The following is a 23251-nucleotide window of genomic DNA, read 5'->3' as shown; positions in this document are numbered from 1 at the left end:
TAAATTTTTTAATCACATCAAATAAAAAACACATGATGTTTCTTACTCCCAAAATCTAGAAAGTAACTTTGAATGACTGAAAGTGATTTTTTGGAAAAAAAAGAGATTTTGATTAACCAGTAACGAAGTATAACTTCATTGCAAAATGAAGTTTGTGAGAATAAATCCTTCTTTGAGCTATTGAATAAAAAGACACACTTTTTTACAGCAAAAAAAGATTTTGCAGTAAAAAAAGAAGAAAATAAAAATTCTGAAAATGATTTTTGGTTAATCCCGAAAGTAGTTTTTTTCAATATAATTCCTTTTAGTAATGTTAATAAGTAGATAAGGTTGAGGCGAAAGTATAAAAATTCATTTTAACTAATCAACAAGTGTCGATAAATGACACCATTAAACGATAAAGTGCATTGTTTAACAAATTCAACAAGTAAACCGCTGATAAATAGGAAAATGAAAAAACACTAAAAGAAAGTGAAATAGTGAAAACAAAAAACACTAAAAAAAGCAAAATTATATTTTGCACTTATTTTTAAGAAAAACTCAAGCTTGAAAAAATTGTTAAAAACTATTTATCAAGAAAAGTAATATTTCTTTTTAGTCCTTGAAATTTTGATCGCTTGAGAGGAGAATTTTTAAATACCGATTTGAAAGTTTCTTCGGTGATTTCGAGCCAATCTTTTTTTGACATCGAAATTAATTCGGGATTAGGATTGAACAAAGGTTCACTATGTGGTTTTGAAAACCGATTCCACGGACAAACATCTTGACAAGTGTCACAACCAAAGGCCCAATTGTCAAATTTTCCTTTCATCTCGGCTGGAATATTGTCTTTCAGTTCAATTGTAAAATAAGAAATACATTTACTACCATCGACAACATAAGGCGCCACAATTGCCTCTGTGGGACAGGCATCAATACAAGCTGTACAGGTTCCGCAATGGTCTGTGACAGCATGGTCATATTCTAAATCTAAATCAATAATAAGTTCAGCGATAAAATAAAACGAACCCACTTTTTGTGTCAACAAATTACTGTTTTTCCCAATCCAGCCCAAACCACTTTTGGCTGCCCAGGCTTTATCCAAAACAGGCGCAGAATCAACAAAAGCTCGTCCAGAAACAGTTCCAATAGAAGACTCAATTGAAAACAACAATTCTTTCAGTTTGTCTTTTATGACAAAATGATAATCTTGCCCATAAGCATATTTGGATATTTTATAAGAGTCAGAATCCTGAAATTCGGAGGGATAATAATTCAACAAAAGAGAAACAACACTTTTGGCATCATCAACCAATAAAGTTGGATCCAAACGCTTGTCAAAATGATTCTCCATATAGGACATTTGACCATTGTAATTCTTATTCAGCCAATTTTCCAAACGAGGTGCTTCTTGTTCAAGGAAACCGGCTTTAGATATACCACAAGATAAAAATCCAAGACGTTTGGCCTCGGATTTAATAAATTGCGTGTATTTTGATTTATTATTTATCACTTCTTTTTTTAAAGAAAACATCTTAATAGCACAAATGCCCTAGCCCTGATAGAAACGGCATTCTTTTCCTGCTTCCTTTAAGCAGGAAAAGATATAGTGGATAGCAGGAATAGCTTCATAAAATTAAAACAATCCGCCTTGAACGCCTCCCCTGATTTTTCCTAAATGCTTATAGGCTTTTTCGGTTACTTCACGTCCTCTAGGCGTACGCATTATAAACCCTTCCTGAATTAAGAAAGGCTCATAAACTTCCTCGACGGTTTCACTGCTTTCGGACACGGCTGTAGCCAGTGTAGAAAGACCAACAGGACCACCTTTGAATTTATCGATGATTGTATTCAAAATTTTATTGTCCATTTCGTCCAGACCGTGTGCATCGACATTTAGAGCTTTCAAAGCATATCTAGCAATTTCTATATCGATAGTTCCATTCCCTTTTATTTGGGCAAAATCACGAACTCGGCGCAACAAAGCATTTGCAATACGAGGTGTTCCTCGACTTCTGCCAGCAATTTCAATAGCCGCTTCCATAGTAATTGGCATTTTGAAAATCATTGCACTGCGTTCTACAATGGTGGTCAAAAGTTCAGTGGTGTAATATTGTAGTCTGGACGAAATACCAAACCTCGCACGCATTGGTGCTGTCAAAAGACCTGAACGGGTTGTCGCTCCGATAAGAGTAAAAGGATTCAAATTAATCTGAACTGTTCTGGCATTTGGCCCAGATTCAATCATGATGTCAATCTTAAAATCTTCCATCGCAGAATACAGATACTCTTCTACAATTGGACTTAAACGATGGATTTCATCAATAAAAAGGACATCTCTTTCTTCAAGATTAGTAAGTAGTCCCGCCAAATCACCCGGTTTATCAAGAACTGGTCCAGAAGTGATTTTAATTCCTACCTCAAGTTCATTTGCCAGAATATTAGCCAAAGTAGTTTTTCCCAAACCAGGAGGGCCATGAAAAAGTGTATGATCAAGAGCCTCTCTCCTTTGATTGGCTGCCGCAACGAAAACCTTCAGATTTTCCAATACTTGATCCTGCCCCGAAAAATCATCAAAAGACAACGGCCTCAATCTTTTCTCGATATCCAGTTCTTCTGAACTTAAATTATAATTTGTTGGATCTAAGTTTGTATTCATGGGATAAAGATAAAAAAAGTAATCATTCAATATAAAAAAAATGCCTCTCAATTAAGAAAGGCATTTATATGATTTTTGAAATTTTAGTGATGTAAAATTACTTCTCCTTCTTTCATAGGAACAGTTTGAGGAACAAAATCCTCATCATGTCCAGGATTACTGTAGTCATAAGGCCAACGGTGAACCTCAGGAATTTCTCCAGGCCAGTTACCGTGAATATGCTCTACTGGAGTAGTCCACTCTAAAGTATTAGATTTCCATGGATTTTGAACAGCTTTTTTACCGTAGAAAATACTGCTGAAGAAGTTATACAAGAACACTAATTGGAAAGCTCCACCAATCAAAGCAAATGTTGTAATCAATACGTTTACATTTTGCAAATCATCAAATAATGGAAAGTTTGTGTTAGTATAATAACGTCTTGGCAAACCAGCTAATCCAATAAAGTGCATTGGGAAAAATACTCCGTAAGCACAAATTGCAGTTACCCAAAAGTGAACATATCCTAAATTCTTATTCAACATTCTACCAAACATTTTTGGGTACCAGTGGTAAATTCCGGCAAACATTCCATAAAGAGCAGATATACCCATTACTAAGTGGAAGTGAGCTACAACAAAATAAGTATCGTGAACGTTAATATCCAATGTACTATCCCCCAAAATGATTCCAGTTAAACCTCCAGTGATGAAAGTTGAAACCAAACCAATTGAGAACAACATTGCAGGATTCATTTGAAGATTCCCTTTCCAAAGCGTTGTAATATAGTTAAATGCTTTTACTGCAGAAGGAATTGCAATCAACAATGTTGTAAAGGTAAATACAGATCCTAAGAATGGGTTCATACCCGATATAAACATATGGTGACCCCAAACGATTGTAGATAAAAATGCAATAGCAATAATTGACATAATCATCGCTCTGTAACCAAAAATTGGTTTACGAGAGTTTGTAGCAATAATTTCAGAAGTAATACCTAATGCAGGTAAGATTACGATATATACCTCAGGGTGACCCAAGAACCAGAACAAGTGTTCAAAAAGAACGGGAGAACCTCCCTGGTAATGTAAAACTTCACCAGCAATGTAAATATCAGATAAGAAGAATGAAGTACCGAAGCTTCTGTCAAAAATCAACAACAAAGCTGCAGACAATAAAACAGGGAAAGAAACAATACCAATAATTGCAGTCACAAAGAACGCCCAAATAGTAAGAGGCAATCTTGTCATTGACATTCCTTTTGTTCTCAAATTAATAACAGTTACCACATAGTTCAATGATCCCATCAAAGAAGATGCAATGAAAACCGCCATGGAAACCAACCACAAAGTCATACCTGCTCCAGAACCAGAAATAGCCTGAGGAAGCGCACTCAAAGGTGGGTAAATTGTCCAACCGGCATTTGCAGGACCTGATTCAACAAATAATGAACAAAGCATCAAAACACTGGATAAAAAGAACAACCAGTATGAAATCATATTCATGAATCCAGAGGCCATATCCCTAGCACCAATTTGCAGAGGAATCAATAAATTACTAAACGTTCCACTTAATCCAGCTGTAAGAACAAAAAACACCATGATAGTTCCGTGAATGGTAACTAACGAAAGGTAAATATCATTTGCCATTACGCCGTTTGGAGCCCATTTATCTCCTAGTAATATATTGAAAATCTTAAAAGATTCTTCTGGCCAAGCCAATTGCATTCTGAAAAGCATAGACATACCAACACCAATAACTCCCATAATAATACCGGTAAGTAAGTATTGCTTGGCAATCATTTTGTGGTCAATACTAAAAATATATTTAGTAATGAATGTGTCCTTGTGGTGGTGTTCGTGTTCTTGATCGTGTCCGTGATCGTGACCTACTGCTGACATATATTTATACTTTAAATTTTCTTAATAATTATTTCATAGCTATTTTTGCAACAGCTGCTGTATCTTTGGAAAGAGTTGAATCTTTACCAGGAGTTGCATCTGTAGCAGCTGGTTCAGCTTTTGAAGCTTTTACTTCGCTAACCAAAGTTGCTTTTTCGCTCAACCATTTTTTATAATCCTCTGGAGTATCAACAACAACTTTCATTTGCATATTGTAGTGAGACGCTCCACAAATTTTATTACATAATAACAAATATTCAAAAGTGTAAGGATCTAAAGCGGGTTCCCCTTTAGCAACCAACTCAGCACTTTTCTTAGCTCTGATAGCATTAATATTAGCAACTTTCTCAATAATATAAGGCATTGCTTGATATTCAGCTGTTGTATAAATTGGAGTAAAAGCAAATTCTGTTACCATACCTGGCACGCAGTTCATTTGAGCTCTGAAGTAAGGGAAGTAAGCAGAGTGCAATACATCCTGCGATCTCATTTTGAAATGAATCTTTTTTCCTTTAGGAATATGTAATTCTGTAACTACAATATCATCTTGTGCATAAGGGTCAGACAAATCAACCCCAAGAGTATTAACTCCTTCAATTAATCTAACATTCGCTTTACCTAAAACATTATCTGCACCAGCATATCTTGCTGTCCATTTGAATTGTTGTGCATATAACTCGATTACAACAGTATCTTCATCTTCATCGATAAACATAATATTTGTCCATGCATAAAGACCGTAAAGAATCAAACCTGCTAAAACCACAGCTGGAATAGCACTCCAGATTGCTTCCAATTTATTATTGTCAGCAAAATATAAGGCTCTTTTATCTTTATTCCCTCTGTATTTAAATGCGAAATAGTGCAACAGTACTTGGGTGATTGCCTGTACTGTAAAAATCAATACCCAAGTAATGTTCATTAAATTATCAATCAATGCTCCGTGCTCCGAAGCAGGAGTATGAAGAACCAATGGTCCCCAAGTGTACACACCATATATTGTGAAGATATAAATGAAGGCCAAGAAACCAAACATCAAATATCCTTGTACATTGTTATCATCATCATTTGCAACTTGGGAATTGTCCGAAGTCGAAGCAACTTGCGTTAAATCGAATATTTTCGTCAATTGCCACACAGCAACCGCTAATAAAACTAAAACTATAATTACCAACAAACTTGTCATCTGTTTATCTCTTTAAATATTAATAATGAAAATGTTTACTTTCTTCAATGAAAGGATTTCTCTTTGCTACCAAAGGAACTTTAGATAATGCTGAGAATACAACAAAAATAAATAATCCAAGAAAGAATAAAACCGATGCAATTTCTGGAACACCAATAAACCAGCTGTTACCAACAGTACCAGGCATAATCATGTTAAAGAAGTCTACATAATGACCTAACAATATCACAATTCCAGCCATTACCAAAATCCATGTGATTCTTTTGAAATCTGTATTAATCAAAATTAAAACAGGAAACAAGAAGTTCATAACTACAGCTCCAAAGAATGGTACTCTAAATTCCTGAATTCTAGTGATGAAGTAAGTAATCTCCTCAGGAATATCTGCATACCAAATCAACATAAATTGAGAGAACCACAAATACGTCCAAAAGATACTAATCCCGAACATGAATTTAGCTAAATCATGAATATGGCTTGAATTTACATTTTCAAGATATCCTCTTGATTTCAAATAAACAGTAACCATACAAATCATTGTAATACCGCTTACAAAGAAACTAGCAAACACATACCATCCAAACAAAGTACTAAACCAGTGAGGATCTATAGACATAATCCAGTCCCAAGACATAATAGATTCAGTAACGATAAAGAATACTAAAAATCCTGCTGAGTAATTAAAGTTCTTTTTATAGAAACTATTGTCATTTGATTCATCTTGAGCCAAACAATTTTTTCTTGAAAAATAACGGTATGCATTCCAACCGGCCAAAAATATAGCAGCTCTAACAATCCAGAAAGGAAAGTTTAAAAAACCTGATTTCGTTTGAATAAGTTCGTCGTGTTTTACAACTTCAGGATCTAACCAAATAAATAAATGATTAAAGTGTAGTCCGCAAAGCACTAATATAATAAAGAATATCACCGAACCTACTGGCAAGTAAGCAGTAATCCCTTGCATAACTCTAAACAACACTGGAGACCAACCAGCCTGTGCCACTTGTTGAATGGCATAAAAAGCTAAAGTTCCTAATGAAATCAACATAAAGAAAATACAAGCCACATATAATGCTGCCCAAGGCTTATTACTCAATTGGTGAAAAACATGTTCTAAATGCTCTTTATGTTCAGACTCAGCTTTTGCTTCATGTTTACCAGCATCAGCTTTTGCATGATCAGCAGAAACAGCCTCGTGAGTAGTTTCAGAACCATGTGCAACAGAAGCTGCTTCATGATTTCCTTCACCATGACCACCGTGAGATTCAGCAGCAAGAAGAGCTTCTACTTCTTGAATATTTTTTGGTGCAGTCAAAAAACCATATCCTATTCCTAAAAGACCAACAGCCATTAAGACAAAAGAAAAAGTTTTTAATTTACTTGAAAATGTATACATATCTATTACGATCAGTTAGTTCAACAATTATTATTGTGCTTTTAGTTTAAGAACATAGTCAGCAACTAACCAACGTTCGTGAGCACTCATTTGATTAGCATGTGAACCCATAGCATTCAAACCATAAGTTTCAACGAAGAAAATACTTCCTTCAGTAATGTCTCTGTCTTTGTAATTAGGAACACCCAGAAATTTTTCTCTTTCTACTAATTTTCCTTTTCCGTCTCCTGCAACACCGTGACAGCTAATACAGTAAATTTCAAAAAGCTCTTTTCCTTTACCAGAATTTCTATCCAAAGAATCCAAAGGAGATTTTAAATTGGCTTTCGCCAATGCATAATCCGCAGGAGTATTTTCATATTCGAATGGTTCAAAACCCCTGTTGATTGAACCAACAGCAGGAAGTTGACCTTCTTTACCATTTTTGAATACACTAACTGAAGCCGGAGCATAAGTTTCTCCACTTACCCCTTCATACATATTTGGCATATACTGATAATTTGGTTTGTCATTATGAAAACATGATGAAACCATTACCATTAATCCCAATACAAGTGTTATTTTATATAAACTTTTCATATCTACTATTAATGCTTTTCAATTACTTTAACTTCTACTGCTCCAGTACCTTCAAAGAAAGAAACCAATTCTTCTTCATTATTGTTAATAGCTACTTCCATCAAAAAGTGATCATCAGTAGTTCTTACATCAGGATTTTCAGCTTCTTTAAAAGGCCACATTCTACTTCTCATATAAAAGGTAATTACCATTAAGTGAGCAGCAAAAAACACTGTTTCTTCAAACATAATAGGCACAAAAGAAGGCATATTATCGATATAACTAAAACTTGGCTTACCTCCAATATCTTGAGGCCAATCTTGGATCATAATATAATTCATCATCCAAGTAGCAAAAGACAAACCACACAAACCATAGATAAAAGAACATATCGCTAAACGTGTAGGTGCAAGTCCCATTGCTTTATCCAATCCGTGAACTGGGAAAGGCGTAAATACTTCTTCAATATGGTGATGAGCTGCACGTGTCTTTTTTACAGCGTCCATCAAAATATCATCGTCATTATAAATGGCGTATATAACTTTATTACTCATGATGTGAATGTTTATTAGCTTCTCTTTCTTTAATATAATTTTCTCCTGTAGCTTTCAAAATTGTCTTAACCTCTGCTTGAGCAATAACCGGGAATGTTCTCGCATACAATAAGAATAACACAAAGAAGAAACCTATTGTTCCGATAAAAATTCCAATATCAACAAATGTTGGAGAGAACATAGTCCATGATGATGGCAAGTAATCTCTGTGCAAAGAAGTCACGATAATTACAAACCTTTCGAACCACATTCCAATGTTTACAACAATTGAAATTATAAAAGAAAACATAATACTAGTTCTTAATTTTTTGAACCACATAAATTGCGGAGAGAACACGTTACAGGTCATCATCGCCCAGTAAGCCCACCAGTATGGTCCTGTTGCTCTGTTCAAGAAAGCATATTGCTCATATTCAACACCAGAATACCAAGCAATAAATAATTCAGTAATATAAGCCACCCCAACGATAGAACCCGTAATCATGATAATGATGTTCATCAATTCTATATGTTGTATAGTGATATACGCTTCAAGATTAGAAACTTTTCTCATAATGATAAGCAAGGTGTTTACCATTGCAAATCCTGAGAATACCGCCCCAGCAACAAAATATGGAGGGAAAATTGTTGTATGCCATCCTGGAATTACCGAAGTAGCAAAGTCCATGGATACAATTGTGTGTACCGAAAGTACAAGAGGAGTAGCTAAACCAGCAAGAACTAGAGAAACTTCTTCAAAACGTTGCCAATCTTTAGCTCTACCACTCCATCCAAAACTTAAGATAGAATAAACTCTTTTGTTAAAAGGTGTGATAGCTCTATCACGCAACATTGCAAAATCAGGCAATAAACCAGTCCACCAGAAAACCAATGAAACAGAAAGATAAGTTGAGATTGCGAATACGTCCCAAAGCAATGGAGAGTTAAAGTTCACCCAAAGTGATCCAAACTGGTTAGGAATTGGTAACACCCAATAAGCTAACCAAGGACGTCCCATGTGTATAATTGGGAACAACCCTGCTTGAATTACAGAGAAAATGGTCATAGCCTCTGCAGAACGGTTAATCGCCATTCTCCATCGTTGACGGAATAACAAAAGTACAGCAGAGATAAGTGTACCAGCGTGACCGATACCAACCCACCAAACGAAGTTAGTGATATCCCAAGCCCAACCAACTGTTTTATTTAATCCCCAAGTACCAATACCTGTAGACACTGTGTATATAATACAGCCTAATCCCCAAAGGAAAGCTGTTAATGCAATTGTAAATACAATCCACCATTGTTTATTGGCCTTACCTTCAATAGGTGCGGCTACATCAACAGTTATATCGTGATAAGATTTATCACCTATAACTAAGGGTTTTCTAATGGCTGCTTCGTAGTGAGACGACATAATCCTTTATTTGATTCTTAATTAATAATTTTTGTACTAGGTATTTCTAACTTTAACGTGGTATACAACATTTGGTCTTGTACCAACATGCTCCAATAAGTGATAACTTCTGTCATCTTCTGCTAATTTAGCAACAACAGACTCTTTATCATTTACATCTCCAAATATCATTGCTCCAGTAGAACAAGCATTTGAACAAGCAGTTTGGAATTCACCATCTTTAATTGCTCTTCCTTCGTTTTTAGCTTTCAAAATAGTTGCTTGTGTCATTTGAATACACATAGAACATTTTTCCATAACCCCACGAGAACGAACATTTACATCAGGATTTAAAACCATACGTCCTAAATCATCATTCATATGATAATCAAATTCACTGTTTTTGTTGTATAAGAACCAGTTGAAACGACGTACTTTATAAGGACAGTTGTTAGCACAGTAACGAGTACCAACACATCTGTTATATGCCATTTGGTTTTGGCCTTGACGACCGTGTGAAGTAGCAGCAACTGGACAAACAGTCTCACATGGTGCGTGATTACAGTGTTGACACATTACTGGTTGGAAAGCAACTTGTGGATTGTCACCCGCTTTTTCCATTTCATTAAATGTAGATAACGAGCTGCCTAATCCGGCGATATGCTCTTTTCTTTCGTTATCTCCTTCAAATGTACTTTCAGAAGAATAGTATCTGTCAATACGCAACCAGTGCATATCTCTACTTCTTCTTACTTCAGATTTTCCAACTACAGGAACGTTATTTTCAGCGTGACAAGCAATTACACAAGCACCACATCCTGTACAAGCATTCAAATCGATAGAAAGGTTAAAGTGATGTCCTGTCGAACGATCAAAAGAACCCCACAAATCTACTTCTGTAGTTTTAACTTCTTTATGATCCAAAGATACTTCTGGTTTTTCATTCCAAATCTCAGCATCTTTTGTATTAAAAATTTCTAAGGTAGTTTCTTTAATAATATCTCCTCTACCCATCAATGTTTTCTGTCCTTGAACACAAGCAAATTCATGAACACCATTTGCTTTTTCGATCGTAACAGACTGCACATTATTGAACCCTGCGTATAAAGCATAAGCATTAATACCCACTTGCATTTCTTCTTTTAAAGCAGCTTTACGACCATATCCCAAAGCCATTCCGATAGTTCCGACAGCCTGACCTGGTTGAACGATTACAGGAACATTTTCAAGTTTCACACCGTTTACGGTCAAAGTAGCATAACTACCGTTTAATCCACCGTTTGCAACAATTTCATTTGATAATCCTAATTTCTTAGCATCAGCATTTGAAACAGTAACATAATTATCCCAAGAAACTCTTGTCAATGGATCTGGAAACTCTTGCAACCATGGGTTATTAGCTTGTTGACCATCTCCCATACCTGTTTTTGTATACAATACTAACTCAGTAGCAACCGGTTTTGCTTGAGCCAATGTACTTGCTGCAGTGTTATAATCAGCAGTACCGGCAGCAGCTGTTGGTATAACACCTACATAAACACCATCATGTAATACTTTATTCCAAGTTGTACCAGCAATTATTGAAGGCGAAAACGCTTTCAAATAATCATAATACGTTCCAGGAATTCCATTTAAAGACAATAAAATATCTTGAAATTGTTTAGTATTAAATAATGGACGGATAGTTGGCTGGGTAATATTGTAAGTTCCTTTTGTCAAAGTTAAATCTCCCCAAGCTTCCAAATAATGAGGAACAGGAGCAGCGATTGTAGACAATGAAGCAGTTTCATCTTCTCTTAATGATAACGAAACTGAAGCTTTAACTTTTTTCAATCCTTCAACAAACAATTTGCTGTCTGCCAAAGTATAAACTGGGTTAACACCACTCATAATCAAAGTATGAACAGTACCAGCATTCATATCTTTAATTAATTGAGCTACTTTTTCATTAGACCCTTTACGGATTTGTCTTGTTCCTGAAGTTACAAATGCTTCACTTGACAAAACTTGGTTAATAGCAAGAACTAATAATTGAGCATTTTTATCCTGAATACCAGATACCAAAACCGACTTAGAACCACCAGCTTTCAATTGTTGAGCTGCTTTAGTAACATCAGCTTTGAAAGCGGCATCTAATGAAGTAGCAATAGACGAACCTGTAATAACATTATAAATTTGAACTAATGCCTGTTTTTGATTGGCAGTAGACATTGCAATACGCTTATCAGCTGCAGCACCAGATAAAGTCATATTAGACTCTAACTGAATGTGTTTTGAAATCGTTTTCTTCCCAACAGCTCCAGATGGAATTCTTCCTTTAGCATAACTAGAATCATATCCTCCACCTTGCCAATCTCCAAGAAAATCAGCACCAACTGAAACAATTGTAGAAGCTTTAGAAAAATCATAATCCACCAAAGCTCTTTCACCGTAAACCGCTTCAAAAGCATCTAATGCTTCGGAAGAAGAAACAGCATCATATATTACATGTTTTGCATTAGGATTTTTAGCAATAAAGTCAGCAATCAACTTTTCGGTTGATGGACTTGCCAATGTGTTTGTCAATAACACTACTTGTCCCCCTTTTGCTTTAGCATCAACAATACTAGATTTTATTTTTGAATCAACAGCAGACCAAGAAGCGTTTTTTGCATCGATTTTAGGCTCTTTCAAACGCATACTGTCATATAATGACAATATCGAACCATGAACTCTAGCATTAGCCGCAAACTTAGCGCCAGCGATAGTGTTGTTATCTATTTTAATTGGACGTCCTTCACGAGTTTTTACCAAAAGGTTCGCAAAATCAAATCCATCAAAAACCGAAGTCGCATAATAGTCTGCTACCCCAGGAATAATTTGTTCCGGCTGCTGTACATAAGGAATTGAAAAATGCACAGGACCTTCGCAAGCAGCTAGTGAAGCCGCCGCTGTACTAAAACCAACGTACTTTAAAAAGTCACGACGTGTAGTTGAAGAAGAAGACAAAGCTGCTTCATTTCCTAAAAATTCATCAGTAGGAATCTCTTCAACAAATTCGTTATTTCTAAGCGCCTCAACAATAGAACTATTTCCGTCTAGTTCTTCAACACTTTTCCAGTATTTTTTGTTTGATGACATATTATATATAAATATTAATCTTAATAATTTCTTTTTATCTTCAAGTTTTCTTTGCTTCAGGATTCAAGCTATATCAACTTAAAACCTAAAACTTCAAACCTTTTTTAGTAGTGACATTTACCACATTCTAATCCACCCATTTGAGCAGCGGTCAATTTATCTACACCATATTTTTTAGAAAGTTCTTCGTGTATTTTTTTGTAATACTCATTGCCTTCCATTTTTACATCAGTTTTTCTGTGACAGTTGATACACCATCCCATGGTTAACGGGGAGAATTGTTTCATGATTTCAAATTCCTGAACAGGTCCGTGACATGTTTGACACTCAATACCTGCAGCAGTAACGTGTTGTGAGTGATTAAAATAAACAAAATCAGGCAAATTATGAATACGAACCCATTTCACTGGTTCAGTTTTACCAGTGTACGATTGAGAAGTAGCATCCCAACCCACAGCTTTATATAATTTTTGGATTTGGGCATCATAAAAAGCTTTACTGTATTCTGGAGTTGCAGTAGATTCAGCAACTTCACTAATACTTTTATGACAGTTCATACAAACATTCAAAGAAGGAATCCCTGCAGTTTTACTTACTCTGGAAGCAGAGTGACAATATTTACAATTAATCTCATTATCACCAGCGTGAATTCTATGAGAATAATGAATTGGCTGAATTGGCTCATAATTTTGATCAACACCAACTTGCATTAAATACCCATATACTAGATAAGCACCCGCAAGCAATAAGAAAATAGCAGAAACTAAAACCAAAAATTGATTTCTAACAAAAGCTTTCCAAATAGGCAAAGTAGGCTCTTTTTTAACCACTTCGATACCGTTTGCAGCAGCAACTTTTCTCAAAACATTGTTCACCAAAACCAACATCACTATTAGTATTGCCATTACCAACGACAAAGCTCCCAATATAACATTGTTAGAAATACCACCTTCTTGAGAAGCATCTTTTGAAGCACCAGGAGCACCAGCAGCAGCTGCAGCAGGAGCTTCAGCCTTTGGCTCAGAAGTATAAGCAATAATATTATCTATATCCCCTTCAGACAACTGAGGAAATGGAGTCATTGGAATCTTATTGTTTTCCTCAAAAACCTTAACAGCAGCAGCATCACCAGATTTAATTAAATCCGAACTATTGTGAACCCACTTGTAAATCCAGGCAATATCATGTCTTGAAATAACATCTCTAAGAGCTGGACCTGTAGATTTTGCATCTAACTTGTGACATGCAGCACAATTGGCATTAAAAAGCTCTTTCCCTTTTGCCGCATCGCCTCCAGAACTGGCAGCTGGAGCAGCAGCATCTGCAGCCGGGGCAGCTGGAGCAGCACCTTGCGCAAGTGAAGCTACGGAAATACTCAACATTAATGCTAAGCTTAAAAATAATTTCCTTGAATTCGAATTATGGTTACCCACCTTTTTCATATTAATATATTGATTATCTACTAAAAATTGTTCGTTTATAACTCAAATAAACCAGAAGACCTTATTCTCCTTATTAAAAAGACATAACCCTCCTTATTTAAAAACTGGCACAAAAATACGACTTCAGAACTATTCTCAAAACCTTAAAATAATCTTAATTATAATTTATATCGAGTCTAAATAATAAAACTACAACGTTATACGTTAAAATATTATTTTTGTAGTATAAACAATCAGATTATGAGATTTTTAAAGATATCTAAAACTTTATTTACCGCTGCGATTCTCTTAACAATAACTAGCAGAATTTCAGCACAAAACACAAATACAGAAGTAAGTCAGGACCCCAAATTCGAACAATTATTGAACGACAAAAGGAAATCCAACCCTAATTTATCTTATTCGGACCGATATAAAATCCAAATTTTTAACGGAGCAGGCGAAGGTGCAAAAAAAGCATTAAATGAATTTCGTCTGGAATTTAAAAATATTGATGGTACAATTGTTTTCAACACTCCGAACTACAAAGTTTGGGTTGGCAATTTCAGAACCCGAATGGAGGCAGAACGCAACCTCGCAGAAATACAAAAATATTACAAAAATGTATTTTTAATAAAACCAAGTAAATAAGGTTTTATTAACAAATCTAGATCGTTAATTTTTGCATTTATTTTTAAGGATTTTTCAACTCAAATTCTTAAACCAATCCTAAAACAACGAAAACAATTTTCACAAAAAACTCTACATCTGTGTTTTAGACAAAAAAACAAGAACTGAATCAAAAAATTGAACATTAGAATTATTTTTTTCAGAATTACTATCTTTTCAAAACTAATTCAAAAAAAAATCCGATTTGACTTTTTTTAAGCAATTCGGATTTTTTTTTAAAATTAATTCAGAATGTATTTTATGAAAAAAAGGATTTATTCTGAATTATGCATTAGAAACTGATCTCACACTTAGGTAATCAACCCATTGAGTTAAGTTTTTGCTTTTTTCCGCCTATGCCATTTTTCAACATTCCAATAATCCCCTAACTTATCATCTGCAGAAATCACCACTTTCATTTCCTAAACATTGAAGGTTTTGATATTGTGGAGCCAGTTGCGGAGATCCCTACGGAATAAAATAAAAGGACATTACAGGCAATTTGGTATCAGCTAGACTTCAAGCATTTCATTTTGCTTTTTTTGAAAAAAAAGGCTATCGCAAAGCCGCAAAGCTTGTAACCGATTTCGTGTCTTCCCCCTTATATGAGCTATATTTTGAAAAGCCTATTAAAAAAACTTTTTACAATCTAAAATACGCATTACGATTACTAAGTTTTTCAGGCAGATCACACAGATTTTCATACTCAAAAAACAAAATAAATTCGCGATGACCTGAAAATTCGCAGGAAAAAATTCCAACATGAATTATGAAAATCTAAAATACAAACATATTCAAAACAAAAAATCCCAACGAATTGGGATTTTTATCTATAAATGATTGATTTTTATTATTTCAATTTCTTTTTGATTGCTACTTCATGGTAAGCCTCAATTACATCTCTTTCCTCGATGTCGTTATATCCTTTTACCTGAATACCGCAATCGTAACCTTTAGAAACTTCTTTAACATCATCTTTGAAACGTTTCAAGGCAACTAATTCCCCTTCGTGAATCACAACACCATCACGGATAATTCTGATTTTTGCATTTCTAAGGATTTTACCATCAACAACCATACAACCGGCGATTGTACCCACTTTTGATATCTTAAATAACTCTCTGATTTCGGCAGTACCGAGTACCTCTTCTTTCATTTCAGGAGCCAACATACCTTCCATCGCATCTTTCAAGTCATCGATAGCTGCATAAATGATAGAATAGTAACGGATATCGATTTCTTCTTTATCAGCCAATTGTCTTGCGTTACCCGCAGTACGAACGTTAAATCCGATAATAATAGCATCGGAAGCAGAAGCCAACATAACATCAGTTTCATTAATAGCTCCAACACCTTTATGAATAATATTGATTTGAATTTCTTCAGTAGATAATTTTGAGAACGAATCTGATAACGCTTCAACAGATCCATCAACATCTCCTTTAAGGATAATATTCAATTCTTTAAATTGACCCAAAGCAATTCGACGACCAATTTCATCTAATGTAATGTGACGTTGCGTACGAACAGATTGTTCACGCATCAACTGAGAACGTTTTGCAGCAATTTGTTTTGCTTCTTTTTCATCTTCAAAAACATTGAATTTGTCACCCGCTGTAGCCGCACCATCCAAACCAAGAACTGATACCGGAGTTGAAGGACCTGCTTCTTTTACAGAATTCCCTCTTTCATCATGCATCGCTTTAATTTTTCCGTGATGCTTACCAGCCAACATATAATCTCCAATTCTCAAAGTACCATGCTGAACTAATATTGTTGAAACGTATCCTTTACCTTTATCTAAGAAGGCCTCAACAACAGTTCCTTGAGCTACTTTATTAGGATTAGCTTTTAAGTCAAGAATTTCAGCTTCCAACAATACCTTTTCTAACAATTCTTTTACACCAGTACCAACTTTTGCAGAAATATCGTGTGATTGAATTTTACCCCCCCAATCCTCAACAAGTAAGTTCATACCTGCTAAGCGTTCTTTAATTTTCTCAACATTAGCATTTGGCTTATCAATTTTATTAATAGCAAAAATGATAGGAACTCCAGCTGCTTGAGCGTGTGAAATTGCCTCTTTTGTTTGCGGCATGATGTCATCATCAGCAGCTACCACAATAATAGCAATATCAGTAACCTGAGCACCACGTGCACGCATCGCGGTAAACGCTTCGTGACCTGGTGTATCCAAAAATGCAATTTTTTGACCGTTATCCAAAGTCACTCCATAAGCACCAATGTGCTGAGTAATCCCTCCAGATTCACCTGCAATAACATTTTCCTTACGGATATAATCCAGCAAAGATGTTTTACCGTGGTCAACGTGCCCCATTACAGTAACAATCGGAGCTCTAAATACTAAATCTTCTTCTTTATCTTCAACTACTTGAATAGCTTCTTCAATATCAACAGTGATAAACTCAACATCAAATCCAAATTCATCTGCCACAATAGTCAGTGTTTCTGCATCTAAACGCTGGTTCATCGTAACCATGATACCAAGTGACATACAAGTTCCAATCACTTTTGTAATTGGCACATCCATCATGATAGCAATTTCACCTACAGTTACAAACTCAGTAACTTTAAGTGTTTTACTACCTTCTTCTAATGCCCTTTGTTCGTCATCAGATTTTTGACGGTGCGTATCTCTTTTATCTCTTCTATATTTTGCAGCTTTAGATTTACCACCTTTACCTTGAAGTTTTTCCAAGGTTTCTCGGATTTGGTTTTTAACCTCTTCCTCAGTTGGCTCAACTTTAGCAACAATTGCAGGTCTGTTTCCTTTTACAAATCCAGATCTTTGATTTCTATCATTTCTATTGGCATTAAAACCAGCACCGCCTCCAGCATTTGGAACAATTTTGTTTGGATTTGGCGTCCCTGGAGTTCCAGGAGTAGTAGGTGGTTTTGGAACACCCGGTTTTGGAGCAATCCTTTTGCGCTTATTTTTATTAGCATTATTAGCTCCAGGAGCACCTGGCGCACCAGGAGTTCCCGGCTTATTTGGATTGTTTTTTTGCTCCTCTTTTTTCTTTTTTGGCTTATTGAATTGAGATAAATCAATTACTTGACCTGTCAAAGTCGCACCAGAAAGTTTTTGATATTGAGTTGTAATAGATTCTTCAACGGGAGCTTCACTAATAGGTGCCTCTGGTTTTTTCTCTTTTACTGGCTCTGGTTTTTCAACTTTAATTTCTTTAACCTCTGGCTTCTCTTTTTTATCAAAAACAGGAATTTCTTTTTCCGTTTTTTCAACCTTTACTTCACTAACAACAGGCTTCTCAACGATTTCCTTTTTAATTTCTTCTTTTAAAACAGGTTTTTCTTCTGGAGTTACATCTTTAGGAGCAATTACTTTTTCAGCAACAACTGGATCTGGAGCAGGAGTGGGTTTTTTAGGATTTAAGTCGATTTTACCAACTTGTACTGGTCCCGACAAAACAGCTCTGGCTTTAATTACCTCCTGCTGTCTCAAACGCCCTTCTTCTAATTTACGTTTGTCTTCTACTTCTTTTTCACGCTCAATACGCAGAGCTTCTTTTTCTTTCCTTTTTTCCTCACCTACTTCCTTGGAAGCTTCTTTATTCCCCTTGTCGCCTGCAAACTGACTTTGTAGGATATTAAATTCCTGCTCAGAAATTTTTGTGTTTGGGTTTGACTCAATAGCAATCCCTTTATCTTTTAGATAATCCACAGCTCTTTCCAACGAAATATTTAATTCCCTTAAAACCTTGTTTATTCTAATTATTCTCTCTTCAGACATAAAACCTTTTTATTTTACCTTGTTTCGTTGCTCTACTTATATTGATAATAAAAATAGAAATTTATTTTACATGAGGAATCAATAGCATATTAACTATCGAACTCTTCATTTAATATTCTAATTACATCCAGAATTGTTTCCTCTTCCAGATCAGTTCTTCTAACCAAATCCTCTACATCGTGTTTCAAAATACTTTTAGCAGTATCCAAACCAATTTTTGCAAATTCTTCGATTACCCAGTCTTCTATCTCATCAGAGAACTCGGTCAATTCCACATCATCCTCATCAGCAGTTGTTCCGGCGACATCACCCTCACGAATAACATCCAACTCATAACCTGTCAACAAACCAGCCAAACGAATATTGTGTCCTCCTCTACCAATTGCTTTAGAAACTTCCTCAAGTTTCAAGAACACTTCGGCTCTTTTTGCTTCTTCATTGATTTTTACAGAAGAAACTTTGGCAGGACTTAATGCTCTCGTAATATACAATTGAATATTGTTTGTATAATTGATTACATCAATATTTTCGTTCCCCAATTCACGAACAATTCCATGAATACGAGATCCTTTCATACCCACACAAGCTCCAACAGGATCGATACGGTCATCATAAGAATCAACAGCTACCTTAGCTTTTTCACCTGGAATTCTCACTACATTTTTAACCATAATCAAACCGTCAAAAACTTCTGGAATTTCTTGCTCAAACAATTTTTCCAAGAACTTATCTGAAGTTCTAGACATAATAATTTGAGGTTTATTCCCTTTTAACTCAACACTTTCAATTATACCTCTAACATTATCTCCTTTACGGAAGAAATCAGAAGGAATTTGTTTTTCTTTTGGTAAAACAATTTCATTACCGTCATCATCCACCAAAATTACAACTCTTGGGCGTACGTGGTGCACTTCGGCAGTATAAATATCTCCTATAATATCCTTAAATTGTTTATAAAGATTTGTATTGTCGTGTTCGTGTATTTTTGAAATTAAGTTTTGTCTTAAAGCCAAAATCGCTCTTCTACCCAAATCTATCAGCTTAACTTCTTCAGAAACCTCTTCACCAATTTCAAAATCGGCTTCAATTTTTCTAGCTTCAGTTAATGTAATTTCTTCATTTTCAAAATCCAAATCCTCGTCAGCAACGATTACTCTTCTTCTCCAAATCTCCATATCTCCCTTATCAGGATTTATGATGATATCAAAATTTTCATCTGAACCGTATTTTTTCTTTAATGCATTTCTAAATACATCTTCCAAAATTGCCATAAGCGTTACACGATCAATAAGTTTATCATCTTTAAACTCTGAAAATGAATCGATTAATGCTAAATTTTCCATGCGAATTCTTTAATTAAAATGTTACTGTAACAATTGCTTCTTTAATATCTGAGTAAAGTATCTGCTGTTCTTTCTGAACCGTCTCTTTTCCTTTACCAATTTTCTTTGGTTCTCTGGCTTTCCAAGACAAAATTATAAAAAGATCATTAGCTTCAACTAATTCTGCTTCAATATTTTGGGTATTTGTCTTAACAATTAATGTTCTACCTATATTTTTCTTATACTGTCTAATCTGTTTTAAAGGAGAACCTACTCCAACCGAAGCAACTTCCAAAGAATAATCCTGTTCTTCTCTATCCAGATTACTTTCGACAGCACGACTTATATCAATACAGTCCTGCAATACCACACCATTATCTCCATCAATACCAACTACAACCTTAAAACTATCCGAAATCGTCAAGTCGATTAAAAAAATTGATGGCTTTTCAAGAAGAGCTTCTTCTACTACCTGCTTTACTTTTTCTTTAAATGTCATATTTTTATAAAAAGAGGGGACACTTAGTCCCCTCATTATTTAAGTTTCAATAAATAACGGTGCAAATATAGTCTTTTTTTATAAATCAAAAAAAAATTGATTACTATTAAAAAATATTATATCTTTAATATATCAAATTAATACAGTTTTACTGAATAAATCTAACCCCAAAACAGATGAAAAAAATATTAATCCCAACTGACTTCTCTAAATACGCTGACGAAGCAATAGAAGTTGGTGCGCAAATTGCCAAAAAAAACGGCTCTGAAATTATTTTAATTCACATGCTTGAATTACCAGGCCAAATGAATGATGCCATCACAGGAGCGACAAGTATTCCAGAGGTTATGCTTTTCAAACGCAAAGCCGAAGAAACACTAAAAAGCATCAAAAATCGTCCTTATTTAAACGGCATCAAAATTACAGAAGTTGTTCGACTTGACGGAGCTTATCAGGGGATTAACAACTACATCAAACACAACCATATGGATCTTATAATTATGGGATCTCATGGCTCTGCCGGAATAAACGAAATCATCATTGGTTCCAATACCGAAAAAGTAGTAAGACAATCAGAAACCCCGGTTTTAGTCATCAAAAACAAGGTAAACGAATTCAACGTCCAAAACATTGTTTTCGCCTCTGATTTTTCAAAAGACATCAAAAAACCTTTTCAAAAAGTACTTGATTTTAATAAATTATTCGAATCAAAACTAAAATTAGTGATGATTTGCACACCAAATAGTTTCAAAAGCACTACTGCCGCACGTAAAATTGTTTCAGATTTTGTTTCAGATTTTGATATGCCGGAATACACATTTGAAATACACAACGAAAGCAATATAGAAAAAGGAATCCTCAACTATGCCGATGAAAAAAATGCCGATTTGATTGCATTGTGCACACATGGAAGAACTGGACTTAGCCACTTCTTTACCGGCAGCATCTCCGAAGATTTAGTCAATCACGCCACAAAACCCGTATTGACATTCAAAATATAAGCATAAAAAAGCCTTTCGAATCCGAAGGGCTTTGTTTTTGCAGGGATTGCCTAGTCCTGAAATAGCGATACACAATAAATTAGTTATGAAATTATCTAAACTTCTATGTCTTGTATCAACCTGTTAAATTGTTCCCTTTTATAACTAAATCTTTAAATGTTTTTGTTGCTTTTCCTATAAAACACAAAACGACTCAATTTACTTTTATTTTATTAAGCAGCCATTTATTGAGCACTCCATTTTGTTCTGCATTTTCCCAATGTCCAGTTTCGGGAAATGGAACTATATCTTTTGGCGAAGTTATAGAATTATACGCTGCGTACATAGAACTCGGGGGACACACTTCATCATTATATCCCAATGAAAAAAACGTAGGTATTTTGACTTGTTTGGCAAAATTTACCACATCATAATAACTGCATGTTTTGATTTTATCGGGTTTGTTATTAAAATTAAGATCTGATTTTTCAAAATAATGCGGCCATCCTCCAGCCCTTCCTTTTAAGCTGGCTGTAAGATCACACAATGCAGGATACAAGGTTGCTAAAAACTTAACTCGTTTATCTAATCCTGCTGTTACTATACTTAGTGCACCGCCTTGACTTCCCCCTGTAACGACAAGATTTTCTCCATCAAATTGTGGTAGTGATACTAAAAAATCATTTGCTCTCACACAGTTCAAATAAACTCGTTTATAGTAAAATCGATTTTTATCGTCAAGGTTAAAATTTTGATAATTATTTAAGGCACCATTACTCAAATTGGAGTAAATTTCTGGATTCATAGTAACCGGAATTCCATGAATACCTATCTCTAAAGTAATAACACCTTGTTCTGCCAATTCAACAACTCCATTATAAGGCCGAATTCCTGCACCTGGAACTTTTAATAAAGCCGGATATTTACCTTCTTTTTTCGGAATGCAAAGAATTCCATAAATTCTAGATCCCCTTCCATAACCTTGTATATTTAACTGATAAACATTTACTTTTTCTGTACACTTCTCTGGCATCAAAACCAACTTGGGATCTATAGGGAAACCCGCAAGTTCACTTTTAGCATTTTCCCAAAATTGGATAAAATCCTCTGGCAACTCTGTAAAAGGCTTGATATTAACCTGATCAAAACCTACAGTAGCTAGATTTTTGTACTTAACTCCGTTTATTTCTGTTCTCACAATACATCTTAAAAATCCAGGTTCCCTCATTGTCCCACCATCAATCAGTAGTTTCCCGTCAGCCAGGTTCAGCGATTTTATTTTTGATTTTTCAAAATTCTCAGGACCTACTTCATAATCAATTTTTACATCTTTGCAGACAACACCATCCTGATAGACACCTACATTAAACTTAACGGGTTCCCCTATTTTATAATTCCAATCAGAATGATCAGGAGAAACGACAATTTTGATGAGTTTTTCTGGTTGATTTTGCCCATGAATTGTTAAAGACAATACACATATAATGAGGGTCAAAAAAAAGATCTTTTTTTTCATAATGACAAGGTTTATTTATTCCTTTTGTTATTTTATTTTTAACTATACCAATACTGCTATAAATATAAACTTATTTCTTAAGTTCTCAGGCTTCCATACTGCTATTTAGCATTAAAAATATTATGCAGTTAATTTCTTTTATTAAAATCAATCATATCGTCTTTCTTAACCAAATTGTTTTTTTTACAATAGTAATTATTGCAACTGTTATTATTTTTTTTGTGTTTTGTCTCACAAGATCCAATCTTCCAAAGACGTGGTAAATCAAGTATTTGTCTGATCAAAGGTTTTTTACTATTTTTGGTTTACCCAAAAATACCATTGAGTATTTTTTTCCAAAATCAAAAACACGAGATTCTCAAGCA

At 34.9% G+C, this 23251-nt stretch carries 16 protein-coding genes; 2 read left to right on the top strand and 14 right to left on the bottom strand.

All coding sequences use genetic code 11. The annotated features are described in order from the left end of the window. Window positions 1-565: 565 nt before the first annotated feature. The 10 genes from queG to EM308_RS06330 all read right to left on the bottom strand — a co-directional run bounded on the left by queG (window position 566) and on the right by EM308_RS06330 (window position 14149). Window positions 566-1492 carry a tRNA epoxyqueuosine(34) reductase QueG gene (queG, locus tag EM308_RS06375; RefSeq protein ID WP_035633647.1) on the bottom strand — a complete coding sequence of 309 codons (927 nt, stop codon included), beginning with the start codon at window positions 1490-1492 and terminating at the stop codon, window positions 566-568. Between the two features lie 123 nt (window positions 1493-1615). Further along, window positions 1616-2638 carry a Holliday junction branch migration DNA helicase RuvB gene (gene ruvB / locus EM308_RS06370; protein ID WP_035633636.1) on the bottom strand — a complete coding sequence of 341 codons (1023 nt, stop codon included), beginning with the start codon at window positions 2636-2638 and terminating at the stop codon, window positions 1616-1618. 83 nt (window positions 2639-2721) lie between these two features. Further along, window positions 2722-4518, bottom strand: coding sequence for a cytochrome c oxidase subunit I (locus tag EM308_RS06365; protein WP_035633633.1), 1797 nt, complete (start codon window positions 4516-4518; stop codon window positions 2722-2724). 28 nt (window positions 4519-4546) lie between these two features. Further along, window positions 4547-5704 (bottom strand): cytochrome c oxidase subunit II, encoded by a 1158-nt coding sequence (locus EM308_RS06360; RefSeq protein WP_035633629.1) that lies wholly within the window; start codon window positions 5702-5704, stop codon window positions 4547-4549. A gap of 19 nt (window positions 5705-5723) precedes the next feature. Further along, a complete protein-coding gene (locus EM308_RS06355) occupies window positions 5724-7100 on the bottom strand; it encodes a hypothetical protein (protein ID WP_035633627.1) in 1377 nt (458 codons plus the stop codon). A gap of 30 nt (window positions 7101-7130) precedes the next feature. Continuing rightward, the gene (locus EM308_RS06350) at window positions 7131-7679 is read right to left on the bottom strand and encodes a c-type cytochrome (RefSeq protein ID WP_035633624.1); all 549 of its coding nucleotides are present in this window, start codon (window positions 7677-7679) and stop codon (window positions 7131-7133) included. Between the two features lie 8 nt (window positions 7680-7687). After that, window positions 7688-8212 (bottom strand): DUF3341 domain-containing protein, encoded by a 525-nt coding sequence (locus EM308_RS06345; protein WP_035633621.1) that lies wholly within the window; start codon window positions 8210-8212, stop codon window positions 7688-7690. Then, the gene (gene nrfD, locus EM308_RS06340; RefSeq protein WP_035633619.1) at window positions 8205-9608 is read right to left on the bottom strand and encodes an NrfD/PsrC family molybdoenzyme membrane anchor subunit; all 1404 of its coding nucleotides are present in this window, start codon (window positions 9606-9608) and stop codon (window positions 8205-8207) included. The genes EM308_RS06345 and nrfD overlap by 8 nt, the downstream gene beginning before the upstream one ends. A 36-nt stretch (window positions 9609-9644) precedes the next feature. After that, window positions 9645-12707 carry a TAT-variant-translocated molybdopterin oxidoreductase gene (locus EM308_RS06335; protein ID WP_035633616.1) on the bottom strand — a complete coding sequence of 1021 codons (3063 nt, stop codon included), beginning with the start codon at window positions 12705-12707 and terminating at the stop codon, window positions 9645-9647. 104 nt (window positions 12708-12811) lie between these two features. Further along, window positions 12812-14149 (bottom strand): c-type cytochrome, encoded by a 1338-nt coding sequence (locus EM308_RS06330; protein ID WP_035633613.1) that lies wholly within the window; start codon window positions 14147-14149, stop codon window positions 12812-12814. 240 nt (window positions 14150-14389) lie between these two features. Here EM308_RS06330 and EM308_RS06325 point away from each other — a divergent pair, with 240 nt between their 5' ends. Next, window positions 14390-14779, top strand: a complete 390-nt coding sequence (locus tag EM308_RS06325) for an SPOR domain-containing protein (RefSeq protein ID WP_035633610.1) — start codon at window positions 14390-14392, stop codon at window positions 14777-14779. Window positions 14780-15647: 868 nt separating this feature from the next. On the opposite strand, the gene infB is transcribed toward EM308_RS06325, so the two are convergent. The 3 genes from infB to rimP form a co-directional block, all read right to left on the bottom strand. Beyond that, entirely contained in the window at window positions 15648-18569 is a 2922-nt protein-coding gene (gene infB / locus EM308_RS06320) for a translation initiation factor IF-2 (protein WP_035633608.1), read from the bottom strand. Between the two features lie 89 nt (window positions 18570-18658). Continuing rightward, window positions 18659-19912, bottom strand: a complete 1254-nt coding sequence (gene nusA, locus EM308_RS06315) for a transcription termination factor NusA (RefSeq protein WP_035633606.1) — start codon at window positions 19910-19912, stop codon at window positions 18659-18661. Between the two features lie 13 nt (window positions 19913-19925). Next, a complete protein-coding gene (gene rimP, locus EM308_RS06310) occupies window positions 19926-20390 on the bottom strand; it encodes a ribosome assembly cofactor RimP (RefSeq protein WP_035633644.1) in 465 nt (154 codons plus the stop codon). A gap of 176 nt (window positions 20391-20566) precedes the next feature. Here rimP and EM308_RS06305 point away from each other — a divergent pair, with 176 nt between their 5' ends. Then, on the top strand, window positions 20567-21391 hold the full coding sequence (locus EM308_RS06305; RefSeq protein WP_035633603.1) for a universal stress protein: 825 nt from the start codon (window positions 20567-20569) through the stop codon (window positions 21389-21391). 193 nt (window positions 21392-21584) lie between these two features. Here the strand turns inward: EM308_RS06305 and EM308_RS06300 are convergent, their stop codons facing one another. After that, complete coding sequence (locus tag EM308_RS06300) at window positions 21585-22886, bottom strand: acetylxylan esterase (RefSeq protein WP_051877623.1); 1302 nt, start codon at window positions 22884-22886, stop codon at window positions 21585-21587. Window positions 22887-23251 lie beyond the last annotated feature (365 nt).

This window comes from Flavobacterium gilvum, assembly GCF_001761465.1.
Classification (GTDB): Bacteria; Bacteroidota; Bacteroidia; order Flavobacteriales; family Flavobacteriaceae; genus Flavobacterium; species Flavobacterium gilvum.
The sequence above is the reverse complement of the archived record's forward strand: the minus strand, read 5'-3'. Positions and strand labels throughout refer to the sequence as shown.

Bases quoted from the DNA above. Each gene is read 5' to 3' on its own strand.
- ruvB (WP_035633636.1), bottom strand. From the start codon at position 2,638: ATGAATACAAACTTAGATCCAACAAATTATAATTTAAGTTCAGAAGAA.
- EM308_RS06365 (WP_035633633.1), bottom strand. From the start codon at position 4,518: ATGTCAGCAGTAGGTCACGATCACGGACACGATCAAGAACACGAACAC.
- EM308_RS06360 (WP_035633629.1), bottom strand. From the start codon at position 5,704: ATGACAAGTTTGTTGGTAATTATAGTTTTAGTTTTATTAGCGGTTGCT.
- EM308_RS06355 (WP_035633627.1), bottom strand. From the start codon at position 7,100: ATGTATACATTTTCAAGTAAATTAAAAACTTTTTCTTTTGTCTTAATG.
- EM308_RS06350 (WP_035633624.1), bottom strand. From the start codon at position 7,679: ATGAAAAGTTTATATAAAATAACACTTGTATTGGGATTAATGGTAATG.
- EM308_RS06345 (WP_035633621.1), bottom strand. From the start codon at position 8,212: ATGAGTAATAAAGTTATATACGCCATTTATAATGACGATGATATTTTG.
- nrfD (WP_035633619.1), bottom strand. From the start codon at position 9,608: ATGTCGTCTCACTACGAAGCAGCCATTAGAAAACCCTTAGTTATAGGT.
- EM308_RS06335 (WP_035633616.1), bottom strand. From the start codon at position 12,707: ATGTCATCAAACAAAAAATACTGGAAAAGTGTTGAAGAACTAGACGGA.
- EM308_RS06330 (WP_035633613.1), bottom strand. From the start codon at position 14,149: ATGAAAAAGGTGGGTAACCATAATTCGAATTCAAGGAAATTATTTTTA.
- EM308_RS06325 (WP_035633610.1), top strand. From the start codon at position 14,390: ATGAGATTTTTAAAGATATCTAAAACTTTATTTACCGCTGCGATTCTC.
- infB (WP_035633608.1), bottom strand. From the start codon at position 18,569: ATGTCTGAAGAGAGAATAATTAGAATAAACAAGGTTTTAAGGGAATTA.
- nusA (WP_035633606.1), bottom strand. From the start codon at position 19,912: ATGGAAAATTTAGCATTAATCGATTCATTTTCAGAGTTTAAAGATGAT.
- rimP (WP_035633644.1), bottom strand. From the start codon at position 20,390: ATGACATTTAAAGAAAAAGTAAAGCAGGTAGTAGAAGAAGCTCTTCTT.
- EM308_RS06305 (WP_035633603.1), top strand. From the start codon at position 20,567: ATGAAAAAAATATTAATCCCAACTGACTTCTCTAAATACGCTGACGAA.
- EM308_RS06300 (WP_051877623.1), bottom strand. From the start codon at position 22,886: ATGAAAAAAAAGATCTTTTTTTTGACCCTCATTATATGTGTATTGTCT.